The following is a 16071-nucleotide window of genomic DNA, read 5'->3' as shown; positions in this document are numbered from 1 at the left end:
TGGTCGCTACCGGGCCGCCGGTTCGCAGCAGTGAAATGCTGGCGTTGAGCAGGAAAGGAGTCACGGAGTGACAGCGGCAGAGACCGACCAGCAACTCGTGGCGCGAGTACAGAAGGGCGATTTGCGGGCATTCGATGTGCTGGTGCTGAAATACCAGCACAAGATTTTCAGCCTGATCAGCCGCTATGTGCACGACGCCGATGAAGTGCAGGATGTGGCGCAGGAAGCGTTCATCAAGGCCTACAGGGCGCTGCCGCGGTTTCGTGGCGACAGCGCGTTTTATACCTGGCTGTACAGGATAGCCATCAACACGGCGAAGAATCATCTTGTGGCACGCTCGAGGCGGCCACCGGGTTCCGATGTCGAGATCGATGATGCGGAGTACTTTGAAGGCGGCGCGGCGCTGCGCGAGATCGAGACACCCGAAAGCGCGCTCTTCGGCGAGGAGCTCAAGCAGGTTGTCGACCGGGCCATTGCCGAATTGCCGGATGATTTACGCACCGCGGTAACTTTGCGCGAGTTTGATGGTCTCAGTTATGAGGATATCGCGGAGATCATGGACTGTCCTGTCGGCACGGTGCGATCACGCATCTTCCGCGCCCGGGAGGCGATAGACCGGCAGGTCCGCCAGCAGATCGACGGTGTGGCGTGATGGCAGGCGGCGCCACAGCACAGCAGGCAGGTCGGGCAGGGCAATGTGCGAACTGCCCCCGTGTATTTGAAGTAACTGACAGAGCCGGTACAACAGGCAGAGGATGTGGGTAATGACAGAACAACTGCGTGAGTCTCTCTCGGCATTGATGGACGACGAAGCGACGGAACTGGAACTGCATCGCGTACTGGGCGAACTTGAGCACAACGCCGAGTTGCGCCAGACCTGGGTGCGCTACCAGGTCGCCCGATCGGTGATGGCAGGGCAGCCCGTCGGCCATGCCGGGCTGGATATTTCCCGCAGTGTCAGCGCTGCCCTCGCCGCTGAGGCGGGCGCAGGAGAGCCCCGTTCCGGCCTGCGCGAGCGCTGGCTGCGGCCCCTGGCCAGCCTTGCGGTAGCCGCCTCGGTCACCGCAGTGGTTGTGCTGGGGGGGCAGCAGCTGTACCAGGCGGGAAGCCCCGATGCCGCCAGCACGCCGGTGGCCGCCAGTGGCGTTTCGGCCGTGGGCTTTGTCAATAGCCTCGGTGCTGTGCCGATGCGCGCGAGCTACGGCGCACAGGCTGTTCCGCAGCTGGAGCCGGCGGCACGCACAGCCTATCGCGAGCTGGCGCGTCAGCGCATGTATCAGTACATGCAGGAGCACGCGGAGCACGCAGCACTCAATTCCCCGCAGGGCCTGATTCCGTTTGCGCGCGTTCCCCAGATCGAGGAGTAAACCCGCGTGAAGTGCCTGAACTGGTTGCTTGCTTCCAGTCTTGTCTGTGGGCTGTTGCTCGGTGCGTCAAGTGCCGCCGCGCAACGCGCGGCCTGCTCTGAGGTTGATACCGAAGCGCTTGACTGGCTGGCCCGTATGGCCCGAAGCCACAGCGAGGTGGCCTATCACGGCGTTGTCACGCTGCAGCGCGGCGACGATATGCAGGTCGTGCAGGTGGCCCGCTCACTTGCCGACGGGTACTCATCCGAACATCTGACGCGGCTCACCGGCCAGGGTGCCCAGGTGATCCGCTCCCATCACCCGCTCAACTGCACGCACCCCGGAGAGCGCCTGCTGAACCTGGGAGATCGGGTAGACCCGGGTGATTGCGGCCTTGCCGGGTACTACCGCTTCCAACTCAGCCCCGGAGAGCGCATCGCGGGCCGTCAGTCGGTCAAGCTGGAAATCCAGCCGCGCGACATGTACCGCTACGGGTTTCTGCTCGAACTGGACAAGGAAACCGCATTGATGCTGCGCGCCAGTACCCTGGGCCGTGGCGACAAGGTGCTTGAGCGCTTCCAGTTCGCGGATTTGAGCTACGGTGAGCCGCTTGAGCCGCGGCAGGGGATGGAGACGATTCACCCCGCCTCGCACCCACATCCCGATTACCCGGCGGCCGGCGCGCGCCTCACGGTGCCCTGGACCGTGAGCTGGCTGCCCGGCGGATTTACCGCCACGGACACTGTCGATCCCGCCGGTCCCCGCCGCACCTACACCGACGGACTTGCGGTGTTCTCCGTGTTTCTCGAACAGCTGCCGCGGGAACTGCGCCCCGGCGAAGGCCTGGCGAGACTCGGCAGCTCGCTGTCCTACACGCGCGGCATGCACCTCGCCGATCAGCCGGTGCTGGTGACCGTCATCGGCGAGGTGCCGGTGAACACGGCACGTATGGTGGCGGACTCCATCCGGGTGGCGCGCTGAATGTTGATCGAAACCGGCCGCGTCGTCGCACTTGAGGCAGACAGCCTGTGGGTGGAGACCATCCGCCGCAGCACCTGTGGCAGCTGCGCGGCGCAAAAGGGCTGTGGCCATGGGCTGCTGAATCGTATCCGTGACGGTCAGGTTGGCCTGGTGCGCGTGCTGCCCGGCCAGTTTTCTCCCGCGGAATACCGGATCGACGATGAAGTCGAGATCGGTATCCCCGATGAGGTCATTGTGCGGGGCTCCCTGGTGGTTTACATGTTGCCGCTGCTCACCCTGCTCGCGGGGGCCGCCCTGGCGGCGCGCTGGCTGCCCCTGTCGCCCGATCTGGCCGCGGGGCTGGGCATGCTGGGTGGCTTCGCTATCGGCCTGTTGGTCGTGCGCTGGCACGCCTGGCGCCACCGCAATGACCGCCGCCTGCAGCCCGTTCTGATGGGCGCTCCGCTGCGCCGCGCCGGTGTTGCGCATGCGCTGCACGTGACCTGAAAAACGTTTTTACTGACCAAGGATTGAACGAATGATCTCGAGTAGAAGCTTGTCGACCGCCTTTTTCCTGTGCCTCGCGCTGCTGGCGCCGGGTGTATCTGCGCAGTCACTGCCGGACTTCAGCCGCATTGTGGACACAGGTTCCCCGGCCGTCGTCAAGATCATCGTGGAGCACTCCGCGGGCCGTGCGGCCAGTGGGCAACCCGATATGGAGCAGATTCCCGAGTATTTGCGGCGGTTTTTCGAGTACCGCGGCGACGTTCCTCCGCAGCGGCAGCGCATGTCGATGGGGTCAGGGTTCATTATTTCCGAGGATGGCTTCATTGTTACCAACAACCACGTGGTCGACGGGGCGGAGAGCGTTCTGGTGCGCATGATCGACCGCCGGGAGTTCGAGGCCGAGGTGGTTGGCACCGACCCCAGGTCGGATCTCGCTTTGCTGCGCGTGGCTGCCGAGGATTTGCCATTCCTGCGCCTGGAGGCTGGGGACTCACTGAAAGTGGGCGAGTGGGTGCTGGCCATTGGCTCTCCCTTTGGCCTGGACTACTCGGTCACGGCGGGCATCGTCAGTGCCATGGGGCGCAGCCTGCCCACCGAGGAGGGCGAGAACTACGTGCCCTTTATACAGACCGATGTGGCCATCAACCCGGGTAACTCCGGCGGCCCGCTGTTTAACCTCAAGGGCGAGGTGGTCGGCGTGAATTCCCAGATCTTCACCCGCAGTGGTGGCTCTATCGGCCTCTCCTTCGCCATCCCCTCCAGTGTTGTGCGCAACGTGGTTGCCCAACTGCAGGAGAAAGGCCGCGTAACGCGCGGCTGGCTGGGGGTCACCATACAGGATGTGGACAAAACGCTGGCTGAGTCGTTCGGCCTCGATCGGCCGCAGGGTGCACTGGTGGCACAGATCGCCGAGGATGGCCCCGCCGCCAAGTCCGGCTTGCAGCCGGGTGATGTGATATTGCGATTTGACGGCAAGGATATACCCACGTCATCGGACCTGCCGCACGTGGTTGGTCTGGTCGCGCCGGGCAAGACAGTGCCGGTAGATGTGATGCGCGATCGCAAGCGCAAGACCCTGCGGGTGACCGTGGGTGGCCTGGACGCCGATGACAGTTTTGCCCTGCGCAGCGAGCGCGGCGGCGACGCCGGAGCAGGGCGCCTGGGGCTGGTGGTGGAGGATGCCAGTCCGGAAGCGCTGGAGCGATTGGGGCTTTCCGGGGGCGTGGTGGTGCGCCAGGTGGCGCCCGATTCAGTGGCGGCGGACGCGGGCGTGATCCCCGGTGACGTGATCACCATGCTTGGCGCCAGCCCGGTGAAGGATGTGGACAGTTTCCAGCGTGCAGAGAAGCGGCTCTCCGCTGGCGATTCCGTCCCCCTGCGGCTGATCCGCCGTGGCTCACCGCTGTTCATCGGTCTGAAACTGCGCGACTGAGCGAACTGCCGCCATGCCCTCGGCTTTCCGCCGATGGCATGGCGGCAGGGAGGGCATTGGGTTACAATCTCGCGTCTTTTCGCCAGCACCCAATGATCCTGACCGAGCAACGTGAGTGAGTGAACTCAGCCACATCCGCAATTTTTCCATTATTGCCCACATCGACCACGGCAAATCTACCCTCGCAGACCGCTTTATCCAGCACTGCGGCGGGTTGAGCGCCCGTGAAATGGGCGCTCAGGTGCTCGATTCCATGGATATCGAGCGCGAACGCGGTATCACCATCAAGGCGCAGAGTGTCACCCTCAACTACACCGCGCGCGATGGCCAGGTCTATCAGCTCAATTTCATCGATACGCCCGGACACGTGGATTTCTCCTATGAGGTGTCCCGCTCCCTGTCTGCCTGTGAGGGTGCGTTGCTGGTTGTCGACGCCGGGCAGGGGGTGGAAGCGCAGTCGGTCGCGAACTGCTACACGGCCATTGAGCAGGGCCTTGAGGTGCTGCCCATTCTCAACAAGATGGACCTCCCCCAGGCAGACCCCGACAAGGTGCGCAAGGAAATCGAGGAAATCATCGGCATAGACGCCACCGAAGCCTGCCTGGTCAGCGCCAAATCCGGTATGGGTATCGAAGATGCGCTGGAATACCTGGTGGAGAAAATCCCGCCGCCGGAAGGTGACCGGGAGGCCCCGCTGCAGGCGTTGATCATCGACTCCTGGTTCGACAATTACCTCGGTGTGGTGTCTCTGGTTCGGGTCAAGCAGGGCGTGCTGCGCAAGCGCGACAAGATCATGCCCAAGTCCACGCGCAAGGTGCATCAGGTGGATGGGGTCGGCATCTTCACGCCCAAGCGCCTGGAGACGGATATCCTGCAGGCGGGTGAAGTGGGCTTTGTGGTGGCCGGGATCAAGGAGATCCAGGGCGCGCCGGTGGGCGACACACTGGTCAACGCCCAGCATCCCGACGTGCCCGCCTTGCCGGGCTTCAAGAAAATCAAGCCGCAGGTCTACGCCGGCATCTTTACCATCTCCTCCGATGACTACGAGGATTTCCGCGACGCGCTGGCCAAGCTGACCCTGAACGACGCCTCCCTGTTTTACGAGCCGGAGACGTCCGATGCCCTGGGTTTTGGCTTTCGCTGCGGCTTTCTGGGCATGCTGCACATGGAGATCATCCAGGAGCGGCTGGAGCGGGAATACGACCTCGACCTGATCACCACGGCGCCGACGGTGATCTACGAGGTGATCAAGAAAAACGGCGAAATCGTCCAGGTGGACAACCCCTCGCGCCTGCCCGAAGCCGGTGACATCCAGGAAATGCGCGAGCCCATCGCGCGCTGTAACATCCTCGTGCCGCAGGATTACCTCGGCAACGTCATTACCCTCTGTGTCGAGAAGCGGGGTACGCAGAAGGACATGCTGTTCCTGGGAAGCCAGGTGTCGGTGGTCTATGACATTCCGCTGGCGGAGGTCGTGCTGGACTTCTTCGACCGGCTGAAGTCGGTAAGCCGCGGATACGCCTCACTCGACTACAGCTTTGACCGCTTCGAGGCGGCCAGCCTGTCGCGGCTGGATGTGTTGATCAACGGCGAGCGTGTGGATGCCCTGGCCGTGATTGTGCACCGAGACCATATTCTGCACCGGGGCCGGGTGTTGACTGAAAAAATGAAGGAACTGATCCCGCGGCAGATGTTTGATGTGGCGATCCAGGCGGCGGTCGGCGGCAAAGTGGTCGCCCGACAGACCGTGAAAGCGCTGCGCAAGAACGTTACGGCCAAGTGCTATGGCGGGGATGCCAGTCGCAAGAAAAAGCTGCTGGAGAAGCAGAAGGCGGGTAAAAAACGCATGAAGCAGGTGGGTAACGTAGAGATACCGCAGTCAGCGTTCCTGGCTGTGCTCAAGGTGGACGGATAGCACGATGACCATAGATTTCCCACTGATCCTCGTGATCCTGGTGTTTGGCAGTGGCGGTATCTGGCTGCTGGATGCGTTGCTGTTCGCACCCAAGCGCCGACGGCAGCGGGATACGCTGCGTACCACCTTTCCCGGCTGGGCGCAGGAGGGCAGCCGCGACGCCCTGGCCTATGACGCGCAACTTGCCAGTACGGCTGCGGAGCCAGCGCTGGTGGAGTACTCCCGCTCCTTCTTTCCGGTCCTCTTCGTGGTCTTTGTGCTGCGCTCATTCATTGTCGAGCCGTTTCAGATCCCGTCCTCATCAATGGTGCCGACACTGGAAGTGGGGGACTATATTCTGGTCAACAAGTTCACCTACGGCCTGCGGCTGCCGGTGATCAGAACCAAGGTTATGGACCTGAACGAGCCCCAGCGCGGGGACGTCATGGTGTTTTTCCCGCCACACATGAATGACACCTACTACATCAAGCGCGTGATCGGCCTGCCCGGGGACACCGTCAGCTATCGCAACAAGCGTCTTTCGGTCAACGGTGAGCCTGTCGCGACGGAGAATCTCGCCGTATTGCCCGGCGCCGGAGCGCGCTTTCAGGTCAGCCAGGAATCATTGGGCGAGACTGCGCACCTGATGCAGGTAGACCAGCTGCGTCCTGCACGCGACTTCAGCGTTGTCGTCAAACCGGGCCACTATTTCATGATGGGTGACAATCGGGATAACAGCAGCGACAGCCGGGTCTGGGGTCAGGTCCCGGAACGGGATATAGTAGGCAAGGCCTTCGCGATCTGGATGCATTGGGACTCCCTGTTCAGTGTCCCCAGCTTCAGTCGCGTAGGGTCTATCCAATAAGTCAGCCAGCTCGCGGGGGTGGGTATGAAATTGCGTCACAAGCAATCGGGAATGTCGTTTCTGGGAATGCTCACGGTCGCCATCATGGTCGGGTTCTTCGTCATGTGCGGCCTGAAGATGGGGCCGAGCTACTTTGAGTACATGACGGTCAAGGACGTTGTGACGCGGGTAGCAAATGAACATAACCCCGATGTCGACACCATCGCCGATATACGCCGCAAGCTCGACAACCTGTTCAACACCAACCAGATATACGGGCTCAAACCGAGCGAAATCGATGTGTTTCGCAAGGACGGCAAGACCTGGATAGATGCCAATTACGAAGCACGCATCCCCCTGTTTGGCAAAATCGACGCGGTTATCCGCTTTGATGATCTGGAACTGCAGGCGGGCGCCGGGGACGGCTCCTGACCTTGCATGGATAAGCTGGCCCACCTGCAACGCCTGCTGGGGTATACCTTCAGCGATCCGGCGCTGTTACAGCTGGCTCTCACCCACCGCAGCGCATCGGGCACGAACAACGAGCGCCTGGAATTTCTCGGCGACTCCATCCTCAATCACGTCATCGCGGAAGCGCTGTATCGGCGTCTGCCCAAGGCACGGGAAGGAGACCTGAGCCGGTTGCGTGCCAGCCTGGTGAAAGGCGACACACTGGCCGAGGTGGGCCGGGAGCTGGAACTGGGCGAATACCTTCGGCTGGGGCTGGGCGAGCGCAAGAGCGGTGGGCACCAGCGCGGCTCCATCATCGCCGACGTGCTGGAGGCGGTGACTGGCGCTATTCTGCTTGACGGTGGGGTGGACGCCTGCCGTGAGTGCCTGTTGCGCTGGTTCGACAGCCGCCTGCAGGGGGTGCAGCCGGGGGCGGCGCGCAAGGACCATAAAACGCGGCTGCAGGAGTTCCTGCAGGGGCGGGGCCTGGCATTGCCCGCCTACGAACTGGTCGCCGTTGAAGGCGAAGACCACAACCAGCGGTTTCACATTCAATGCAGGCTGCCGGCGCCCGCTGGCGCATTCCCGGGTAGCGGGAGCAGCCGCCGCAAGGCCGAGCAGGCCGCCGCACAAGCCGCGCTGGAGGCGCTGTCTGATGTCTGATGCAACGCAGACGGCCTTGCGCTGTGGCTATGTGGCGATTGTAGGGCGGCCCAATGTGGGCAAGTCCACGCTGCTGAATCATCTTCTGGGACAGAAGATCAGCATTACCTCGCGCAAACCCCAGACAACCCGCAACCAGGTGTTGGGGATCAAAACCGAAGACGACTGCCAGATCATTTTTGTCGATACCCCGGGCCTGCACCAGGCCGAGGCGAGGGCCATCAACCGTTACATGAACCGAGCGGCGAGCAGTGCCATCCGCGATGTCGACGTGATTGTCATGGTGGTGGACCGCACGGCGTGGACAGACGAAGACGAGTGGGTGCTGCAGCGTGTCAGGCAGGCGGCGTTGCCAACGCTGCTGGTGGTGAACAAGGTTGACCTGCTGGAGAACAAACAGCTGCTGCTGCCCCACCTGCAGGCCCTCGCGGAAAAAATGCCGGAGGCCGCGATTGTGCCGCTGTCGGCGCTGCGCGGGCAGAATCTTGACGCGCTCGAAGGCGAAATCCGTCAGCGCTTGCCGCAGTCCACACATTTCTTTCCCGAAGACCAGATAACCGACCGCAGCCAGCGCTTTCTGGCGGCCGAGATGGTGCGCGAGAAGATCATGCGTCAGCTGGGTGACGAGTTGCCCTATGCCGTTGCAGTGGAGATCGAGGAGTTTCGGCAGGAGGGCGCAATTCTCAACATCTCGGCCCTGATCCTGGTCGAGCGCGACGGGCAGAAGCGCATTTTGATCGGTGAAGGCGGCAGTCGCCTGCGCAGTATTGGCACGGATGCGCGTCGTGACATGGAGCGCCTGTTCGACAGCAAAGTGATGCTGCGGCTGTGGGTGAAGGTGAAGTCGGGCTGGTCCGACGATGAGCGCGCCTTGCGCAGCCTCGGTTACGACGATCGCTGACGGGTGCCGCCAGCCCTATGCGCGTCTCCCTCCAGCCTGCCTACCTGTTGCACAGTCGCCCCTACCGCGACAGCAGTCTTCTGCTGGATATGTTCACCGCAGAGCACGGCCGTGTGGCGCTGATCGGACGCGGCGCCCAGCGCCGCAGCCGCGGGGGCAGCCAGGCATCCCTGCTGCAGCCCTTCAGGCCCTTGCTGGTCAGTTTTTCCGGTCGCGCCGAGCAGAAACCGTTGCTGGCAGTGGAGCCCGCCGGCGCCCTGCCGGCGCTGCGCGCTGAACGGCTGTTCAGCGGTCTGTATCTCAATGAATTACTGGTGCGACTGCTGCAGCGACACGACCCGCAACCCGAGCTGTTCGCGCTCTATGGCAACACCCTCGGCGGCCTGGCCTGCAACCCCTCAACGGAAGCCGACCTGCGCCGCTTCGAGTTTGGCCTGCTGGATGCGCTGGGTTACGGTTTCGATCCCGCCCATGACGGTCACAGCGGCCTGCCGGTAGAGCCGGGGCGCTGGTACCAGTACCAGGCCGAATTTGGCCTGGTCGCCTGTAGCGACGCAGTTGCGGCGCAGGGGACTCGTTTTGCCGGGGCCGATCTGCTGGGTATTGCCGCGGGGCAGTACGACGGTGAATACAGTATGGCGGCCAAACGCCTCTTGCGACAGGCCCTGGCCAGCCATTTGGGTGAGCGACCGCTGCACAGCCGCGAGCTTTTCCGCCAGTTTCGTCACGCCGGGCGTCAGCAGTGATTGCCCTGGGCACGGACATTCTTGAAATCGAACGCATTGCTGCCGTGGTGGAGCGGCTCGGAGACCGTTTCGTGCAGCGTATCCTCACCCCCGCTGAGCGCGCCGAGTACCACGCCAGCCAGCAGCCGGTGCGGCTGCTGGCCAAGCGGTTTGCGGCGAAGGAAGCGATAGCCAAGGCGCTGGGCACAGGGATCGGTCGCGGCGTCAGCTGGCAGGACATCGAGATACAGCACGACGCACAGGGCGCTCCGCTGGTGGTGCTCCATGGCGGGGCAGCCGAGGTCGTGAAGCGTCGCGGGGGCCATGGGGTGCTGCTCTCGCTGGCGGACGAGCAGGCCTATGTGGTGGCATTTGCCGCACTGCAGTGAGATGGCAGGCCGATCCGCCGCAGAACATGCCCGCGGCCGGGAAAATCGCTATACTGGCCCGCCACCCGGGTTACGGTGAATCATGTCCGACTATCCCACAATAGAGCAGTGCATCGGCAACACGCCGCTGGTGAGGCTGCAGCGTCTCCCCGGCGCGACCTCGAATACCCTGTTGGCCAAGCTGGAGGGCAATAACCCTGCGGGCTCGGTGAAAGACCGTCCGGCACTGAGCATGATCGCCGAGGCCGAGGCCCGCGGAGACATCCGCCCCGGTGATACGCTGATTGAAGCGACCAGCGGCAACACCGGCATTGCGCTGGCCATGGCGGCCGCGATTCGCGGTTACCGCTTGCTGCTGATCATGCCCGCGCACATGAGTAGCGAGCGCAAGCAGGCCATGTCCGCCTACGGCGCGGAGCTGATCGAGGTGACCCAGGCCGAGGGCATGGAGGGTGCGCGTGACCTCGCCCTGAAGATGGAAGCAGAGGGCAAGGGTCGCGTGCTGAACCAGTTTGGTAACCCGGACAATCCCCTGGCGCACTATCGTGGCACCGGCCCGGAAATCTGGCGCCAGACCTCAGGCACAGTCACGCACTTTATCGCATCCATGGGCACCACCGGCACCATCATGGGCGTGTCCGCATTTCTGAAGGCGCAGAACCCGGACATCCAGATCATTGGTCTGCAGCCCGTCGAAGGGTCGAGCATTCCCGGCATCCGTCGCTGGCCGCAGGCTTACCTGCCGGCAATTTTTGATGCGGCGCGTGTCGACCGGGTCATGGATATTTCGCAGCAGGAATCCGAGCACCACATGCGCCTCATGGCGCGGGAGGAGGGCATATTCTGCGGCGTATCTTCCGGCGGTGCCATCGCTGCGGCACTGAAAGTCTCCGCCGAAGTCGATAACGCGGTCATCGTCGCCATCGTCTGCGACCGCGGTGACCGCTACCTGTCCACGGGCGTTTTCGCCGCCTCCTGAGGCACGCTGCAGTATGGTTCGAGTCCGGGAGCAATCTCACCTTACACCCACTGGCGAGATAGATCTCGAGCGCTGGCTGGCACAGCTGCCGATACTGCATCGCGAGGATGACGAGAACCGCCTGCTCGAGGCCTGTCGCCTGGTGCGCAGCGCCAGTAGCCGGCCCGGGCGCGATCTGCCCGATTGGGCCCACGACCCGGACTGTTTTGCCGCGGGCCTGGATATCGCGCTGATTCTCGCGGAACTGCATGTGGGCACTGATTGCCTAGTGGCCGGCATTCTCTACCGCGCAGTGCGGGAAGAGCGCCTCCCGCTTGAGGATGTAGAACAGCGTTTCGGGGCCGGTGTCAGCCACCTGCTCAGCGGTGTGTTGCGCATGGCGGCCATCAGCGACCTGAAAACACAGATTGACTCGCCCGTACTCGGTCAGCCCCACGGCCAGAAAGACAATATCCGCAAGATGCTGGTGGCACTTGTGGACGATTTCCGCGTGGCATTGATCAAGCTGGCAGAGCGTACCTGCGCCATCCGCGCGGTGAAGAACGATGAGGAAGAGCGGCGCTGGCCGATCGCACGCGAAGTGTTCGATGTCTATGCCCCATTGGCACATCGGCTGGGTATCGGCCATCTCAAGTGGGAACTGGAGGACTTGTCGTTCCGCTACATCTACGGCGACGCCTACCGCAAGATTGCTCGCCTGCTGGACGGCAAGCGCCTCGAGCGTGATCGCTATATCGCCCGGGTGACGGAGGAGCTGACGCGCGTGCTCGGCGAGGCCGGGCTGCAATTCAATATCAGCGGTCGCGCCAAACACATCTACAGCATCTGGCGCAAAATGCAGCGCAAGGGTATTGGCTTTTCACAGGTCTACGACATTCGGGCCGTGCGCATTCTGGTGCCCGAAATCAAGGACTGTTACGCGACTTTGGGGCTGGTGCACGGGCTGTGGCGCAATATTCCCAATGAGTTTGATGACTACATCGCAAACCCCAAGGAAAATGGCTATCGCTCTCTGCACACGGCGGTAATCGGCCCCGAGGGGAAGATACTGGAAGTACAGATTCGCACCACCCAGATGCATGAAGAGTCCGAGTTGGGCGTCTGCGCACACTGGCGTTACAAGAAGTCGGATGTGCCGACGAACCTCGCGAGCAGCTACGAAGAGAAAATTGCCTGGCTGCGTCAGGTGCTGGACTGGAACGAGGTTATCGGCGACAGCGGTGACATGGTGGAGCAGTTCAGCTCGGATCTGGCGCAGGACCGCGTCTACGTATTCACGCCTAATGGCGACGTGGTAAACCTTGCGCATGGAGCCACACCGCTGGATTTTGCCTACCACGTGCACACTGAAATCGGCCACCGCTGTCGGGGCGCCAAGGTCAACGGCACCATTGTGCCCTTGACCTACACGCTGCAGACCGGGGAGCGGGTAGAGATCCTCACCAGCCGTCAGGGTGTGCCCAAACGTGACTGGCTACAGTCCGGTTTGGGCTACCTGCGCACCTCGCGGGCGCGGGCCAAGGTGCAGCAGTGGTTCAAGGCGCAAGCGCGCGAGGATAACGTGGATGCCGGCAGACACCTGCTGGAACGCGAGTTTCGTCGCCTGGCCCTGACCAGTGTGGATTACCGTCGCGTGGCTGATAAAGTGCATATGCCTACCGTTGACGATATGTACGCAGCCGTGGGTGCTGGCGATCTCGCCTACTCCACTGTGCTGAATGCGGCGCAGTCGCTGGTGGAAAAACGCGCGGAGCCGCAGCTGCAGGTGGCGCGACCGGGCAGCGATCCGCTCTCCCGCGGACAGATCCGTGTGCAGGGTGTTGGCAATCTGTTGACGCATATGGCCGGCTGCTGTAAGCCGCTGCCCGGAGATGCCATTACCGGTTTTATCACACGCATTCGCGGCGTCAGTATCCATCGCAGCGACTGCGCGCGCCTGCTCGGTCTGCAGGAGAGCGCTCCCGAGCGCGTGATCGAAGTGGCGTGGGGTGAGTCACCGCGCGAGAACTACGAAGTGGATGTCGCCATCGAGGCCTATGACAGACAGGGTCTGCTGCGTGATATCACCAACCTGTTTGCCAATGCGCGGATCAATGTCCTCGCCATCTCCACTCAGACCAACAAGAAAAAACACACTGCGACCATGCGCCTCACCGTGGAAGTGCCTGACCTTGGCGCCCTGTCCAAGCTGCTCGAGCGCATCAGCCGCCTGAGCAACGTGGTGTCCGTTGCCAGGGTGTCCGAGTGAGTCACGCCATGCCCGATACGCCCTACACTATTGCCGACCTGCTGCGTGTGATGCAGCGCCTGCGCGATCCCGATGGCGGCTGTCCCTGGGATTTGCGCCAGGATTTTCAGAGTATTGTCCCTTCGACGCTGGAAGAGTGTTACGAACTTGCCGCCGCTATTGAACAGGGCGACTACCCGCACGTCGCGGAAGAGCTGGGCGACGTGCTGTTTCAGGTGGTTTTCTATGCGCAATTGGGTCGCGAGCAGAGCCTGTTCTCTTTCGAGGAGATCGTGCACACACTGGTAGACAAGCTGTTGCGGCGCCATCCGCACGTCTTTGCCGACGGCGATATCGAAGGCCGTGTGGAAGCGCAGTGTGAGGTTGCCGAGGTGAAACGCAGCTGGGAAGCGATCAAGCGCGAGGAGCGCGCGGCACGCTCACAACGTGGTGTGCTGGATGATGTTCCGGTGGCACTGCCGGCCTTGCCGCGTGCACAGAAGCTGCAGAAGCGCGCTGCGCTGGTGGGCTTCGACTGGCCGGATGCTCGTGCGGTATTGGAAAAGCTCGACGAGGAGCGCAACGAACTGCGGGAGGCCATAACAACAGGCGATACGGCAGCGATTGCCGACGAGATGGGCGACCTGTTGTTTACCTGCGTGAACCTGGCGCGCCGGCTCGGCCTTGATGCCGAGAGCACACTGCGCCACGCATCCGCCAAATTCGAACGGCGTTTTCGCGTGATGGAGGCCGCGCTGGCGGAAGCGGATGGGCGCGGGCTTGCGGCGCTGACAACCAGTGAGCTCGAGGCGCTGTGGGTGGCGGCCAAGGCGCGCGATTAGGCCGTGCTGCCTGAGCGGGGCTGCTGAGGCGGGCTGCCCCGGCGGGGCTTGTGCAAAAACCTGCCCCTGTGTATGGTTAGGCCCCCCGTTTGTATGGCCAGATTGCTACGCTGCGCAGCGGCACGGGCCAGAGCTGCACGATAACCTCGAGGATTCACCTGCATGCGATTAATACTCCTTGGCGCTCCCGGCGCCGGTAAAGGCACCCAGGCACAGTTCATCACCGAAACCTGGGGTATTCCCCAAATTTCCACAGGGGATATGCTGCGGGCTGCGGTAAAAGCCCAAACCGAACTGGGAATTGCAGCGAAGGCGGTAATGGATGCAGGTGGACTGGTGTCGGATGACATTATCATCGGTCTGGTCAAGGAGCGCATCAAACAGCCGGATTGCGCCAATGGTTTCCTGTTCGACGGCTTTCCGCGCACCATTCCGCAGGCAGAAGCCATGGTCGACGCCGGCGTTGATATCGATCACGTAGTTGAAATCGCAGTGCAGGACGAGGAAATCGTCGCACGCCTGAGCGGTCGCCGCGTGCACCCCGCATCCGGTCGTGTGTACCACGTGCTGCACAATCCGCCACAGCGCGAAGGACTGGATGATGAAAGTGGCGAGCCGCTGGTGCAGCGTGATGATGACAAGGAAGAGACCATCCGCAAGCGTTTGCAGGTCTATCAGGAGCAGACGCGTCCGCTGGTGCAGTTCTACCAGTCCATGACGGGCCCGCGCGCACCCGCCTGCCATCGTGTGGAAGGTGTTGGCAGCGTCGAAGATATTCGTCGCAAAGTGTTCGCGGCATTGGGCCGCTGAGTATTTCCAGCCGTCGCGCTCGCACCCGGGCGCAACTCAAGCGCAGGTGAACGTGCTTTTTCTGCAGGCCCCGGCAATGTCACGTTCGCCGGTTTGCGGCTGCGTGACAAATGTGCAGTTGTAAGCGCAGTTGAATATTGCTATTTTGCGAGCAACTCTGGAAACACCAACAGTTGGAGAGATCGCGTATGGCAACGGCCAAAGGCAAGGCGAAAGCAAAGACCGGCACACGTAAAGCGCCGGTGAAAAAGGCGCCACGCAAGAAGGCGGCTGTCGCCACCGCCAAGAAATCATCAACCGCAGCCGCCGCCGAGAAGCGCGCGCGTGACGCGCTGGCGAAACTGCAGGCCACTGTAGAGTCGGAAAAGAAAGCCCTTGCCGAGGCGCGCGCGAAATTGAAAGCCGCGCGCAGCGACGCGGACGCACGCGCACGCAAAGCCGCAAGCAAGACCGTGGATCGGGTCAACTCCCGCCTCGACAGTGCGCGCAGCAAGCTTGATGGCATGCGCCAGCGCGTGAAGGAACTGGTTGCCGAGGCGCAGCTGGCGGCGCACCGCGTTGCGGCCGAGGAGCGTATTCTGGCCAAGAAGGCAGAGCTTGCCGCCAAGGCTGAAGCGGACAAGGCGCGCGCGCTGGCCAGGCACGCCCGTCAGTGGAGCAAAGAGCGCGCCAAGGCTGATGCCGAGAAACTCTCGGCGCTGGAAAAGAAAGTCCTGGGCCAGTTGCGCGCAGCAGAGAAAAAAGCCGAGGCCGCTGCCAAGGCCGCGTTCGGCAAAGCCCGCAGTGGACGCAAGTCGGTGGCATCCGGTGTGGATTCAGCGCTGTCTCGCGCCGGCAAACCGAGCACCAGGAAGGCGGCAGCAAAGCCCAGCGCGAAGCAGTCTGCCGCTGCCAGCGCCAAACCCAAGAAAACCAAGGCCGCGGCGAGCAAGCCAAAGGCCGCCAAAGCCCAGACCAAGACGAAAGCCAAGGCCAAGGCTGCCCCCAAAAAGGCGGCTACCGCAAAGCGTAAGGCAGCAGCCAAAAAGCAGGCCTGAGGCCACCTCCGCAACACAGCCCCGCAGCGGTAGCCCGCTGCGGTTTTTTTTTTGCCTGTAAGCGG

Annotated in this window: 17 protein-coding genes; all 17 read left to right on the top strand. The window is 62.7% G+C overall.

What is annotated here, in order from left to right; genetic code table 11:
- Positions 1-67 precede the first annotated feature (67 nt).
- The 17 genes from rpoE to AACZ17_RS00820 all read left to right on the top strand — a co-directional run bounded on the left by rpoE (position 68) and on the right by AACZ17_RS00820 (position 16006).
- The gene (gene rpoE / locus AACZ17_RS00900; RefSeq protein WP_290744229.1) at positions 68-652 is read left to right on the top strand and encodes an RNA polymerase sigma factor RpoE; all 585 of its coding nucleotides are present in this window, start codon (positions 68-70) and stop codon (positions 650-652) included.
- Positions 653-764: 112 nt separating this feature from the next.
- The gene (locus AACZ17_RS00895; RefSeq protein ID WP_290744228.1) at positions 765-1367 is read left to right on the top strand and encodes a sigma-E factor negative regulatory protein; all 603 of its coding nucleotides are present in this window, start codon (positions 765-767) and stop codon (positions 1365-1367) included.
- 6 nt (positions 1368-1373) lie between these two features.
- A complete protein-coding gene (locus AACZ17_RS00890) occupies positions 1374-2327 on the top strand; it encodes a MucB/RseB C-terminal domain-containing protein (RefSeq protein WP_290744226.1) in 954 nt (317 codons plus the stop codon).
- Complete coding sequence (locus AACZ17_RS00885; RefSeq protein ID WP_290744224.1) at positions 2328-2813, top strand: SoxR reducing system RseC family protein; 486 nt, start codon at positions 2328-2330, stop codon at positions 2811-2813.
- 31 nt (positions 2814-2844) lie between these two features.
- Positions 2845-4245 carry a Do family serine endopeptidase gene (locus AACZ17_RS00880; protein WP_290744222.1) on the top strand — a complete coding sequence of 467 codons (1401 nt, stop codon included), beginning with the start codon at positions 2845-2847 and terminating at the stop codon, positions 4243-4245.
- A 115-nt stretch (positions 4246-4360) separates the two neighbouring features.
- Complete coding sequence (gene lepA, locus AACZ17_RS00875; RefSeq protein ID WP_290744220.1) at positions 4361-6160, top strand: translation elongation factor 4; 1800 nt, start codon at positions 4361-4363, stop codon at positions 6158-6160.
- A gap of 4 nt (positions 6161-6164) precedes the next feature.
- A complete protein-coding gene (gene lepB, locus AACZ17_RS00870) occupies positions 6165-7004 on the top strand; it encodes a signal peptidase I (protein ID WP_290744218.1) in 840 nt (279 codons plus the stop codon).
- A gap of 24 nt (positions 7005-7028) precedes the next feature.
- The gene (locus AACZ17_RS00865; RefSeq protein ID WP_290744216.1) at positions 7029-7415 is read left to right on the top strand and encodes a DUF4845 domain-containing protein; all 387 of its coding nucleotides are present in this window, start codon (positions 7029-7031) and stop codon (positions 7413-7415) included.
- Positions 7416-7421: 6 nt separating this feature from the next.
- Positions 7422-8096: a ribonuclease III gene (gene rnc, locus AACZ17_RS00860; RefSeq protein ID WP_290744214.1), complete on the top strand. Its 675-nt coding sequence runs from the start codon at positions 7422-7424 to the stop codon at positions 8094-8096.
- Entirely contained in the window at positions 8089-8997 is a 909-nt protein-coding gene (gene era, locus AACZ17_RS00855) for a GTPase Era (protein ID WP_290744211.1), read from the top strand. Before rnc ends, era begins: the two co-directional genes overlap by 8 nt.
- A 17-nt stretch (positions 8998-9014) precedes the next feature.
- Positions 9015-9743 (top strand): DNA repair protein RecO, encoded by a 729-nt coding sequence (gene recO, locus AACZ17_RS00850; RefSeq protein ID WP_290744209.1) that lies wholly within the window; start codon positions 9015-9017, stop codon positions 9741-9743.
- Positions 9740-10111, top strand: a complete 372-nt coding sequence (gene acpS, locus AACZ17_RS00845) for a holo-ACP synthase (RefSeq protein ID WP_290744207.1) — start codon at positions 9740-9742, stop codon at positions 10109-10111. Before recO ends, acpS begins: the two co-directional genes overlap by 4 nt.
- A gap of 79 nt (positions 10112-10190) precedes the next feature.
- On the top strand, positions 10191-11090 hold the full coding sequence (gene cysM, locus AACZ17_RS00840) for a cysteine synthase CysM (protein ID WP_339637653.1): 900 nt from the start codon (positions 10191-10193) through the stop codon (positions 11088-11090).
- Positions 11091-11103: 13 nt separating this feature from the next.
- Positions 11104-13338, top strand: coding sequence for a GTP diphosphokinase (gene relA, locus AACZ17_RS00835; protein WP_290744203.1), 2235 nt, complete (start codon positions 11104-11106; stop codon positions 13336-13338).
- A gap of 8 nt (positions 13339-13346) precedes the next feature.
- The gene (mazG, locus tag AACZ17_RS00830; protein WP_290744201.1) at positions 13347-14159 is read left to right on the top strand and encodes a nucleoside triphosphate pyrophosphohydrolase; all 813 of its coding nucleotides are present in this window, start codon (positions 13347-13349) and stop codon (positions 14157-14159) included.
- A gap of 162 nt (positions 14160-14321) precedes the next feature.
- On the top strand, positions 14322-14969 hold the full coding sequence (gene adk / locus AACZ17_RS00825) for an adenylate kinase (protein WP_290744199.1): 648 nt from the start codon (positions 14322-14324) through the stop codon (positions 14967-14969).
- Positions 14970-15157: 188 nt separating this feature from the next.
- The gene (locus AACZ17_RS00820) at positions 15158-16006 is read left to right on the top strand and encodes a hypothetical protein (protein WP_290744193.1); all 849 of its coding nucleotides are present in this window, start codon (positions 15158-15160) and stop codon (positions 16004-16006) included.
- Positions 16007-16071: the final 65 nt, after the last annotated feature.

Origin of the sequence: uncultured Haliea sp. (assembly GCF_963973825.1) — a bacterium.
Classification (GTDB): Bacteria; Pseudomonadota; Gammaproteobacteria; order Pseudomonadales; family Halieaceae; genus Haliea.
This window is presented reverse-complemented; position numbering and strand designations above follow the sequence as displayed.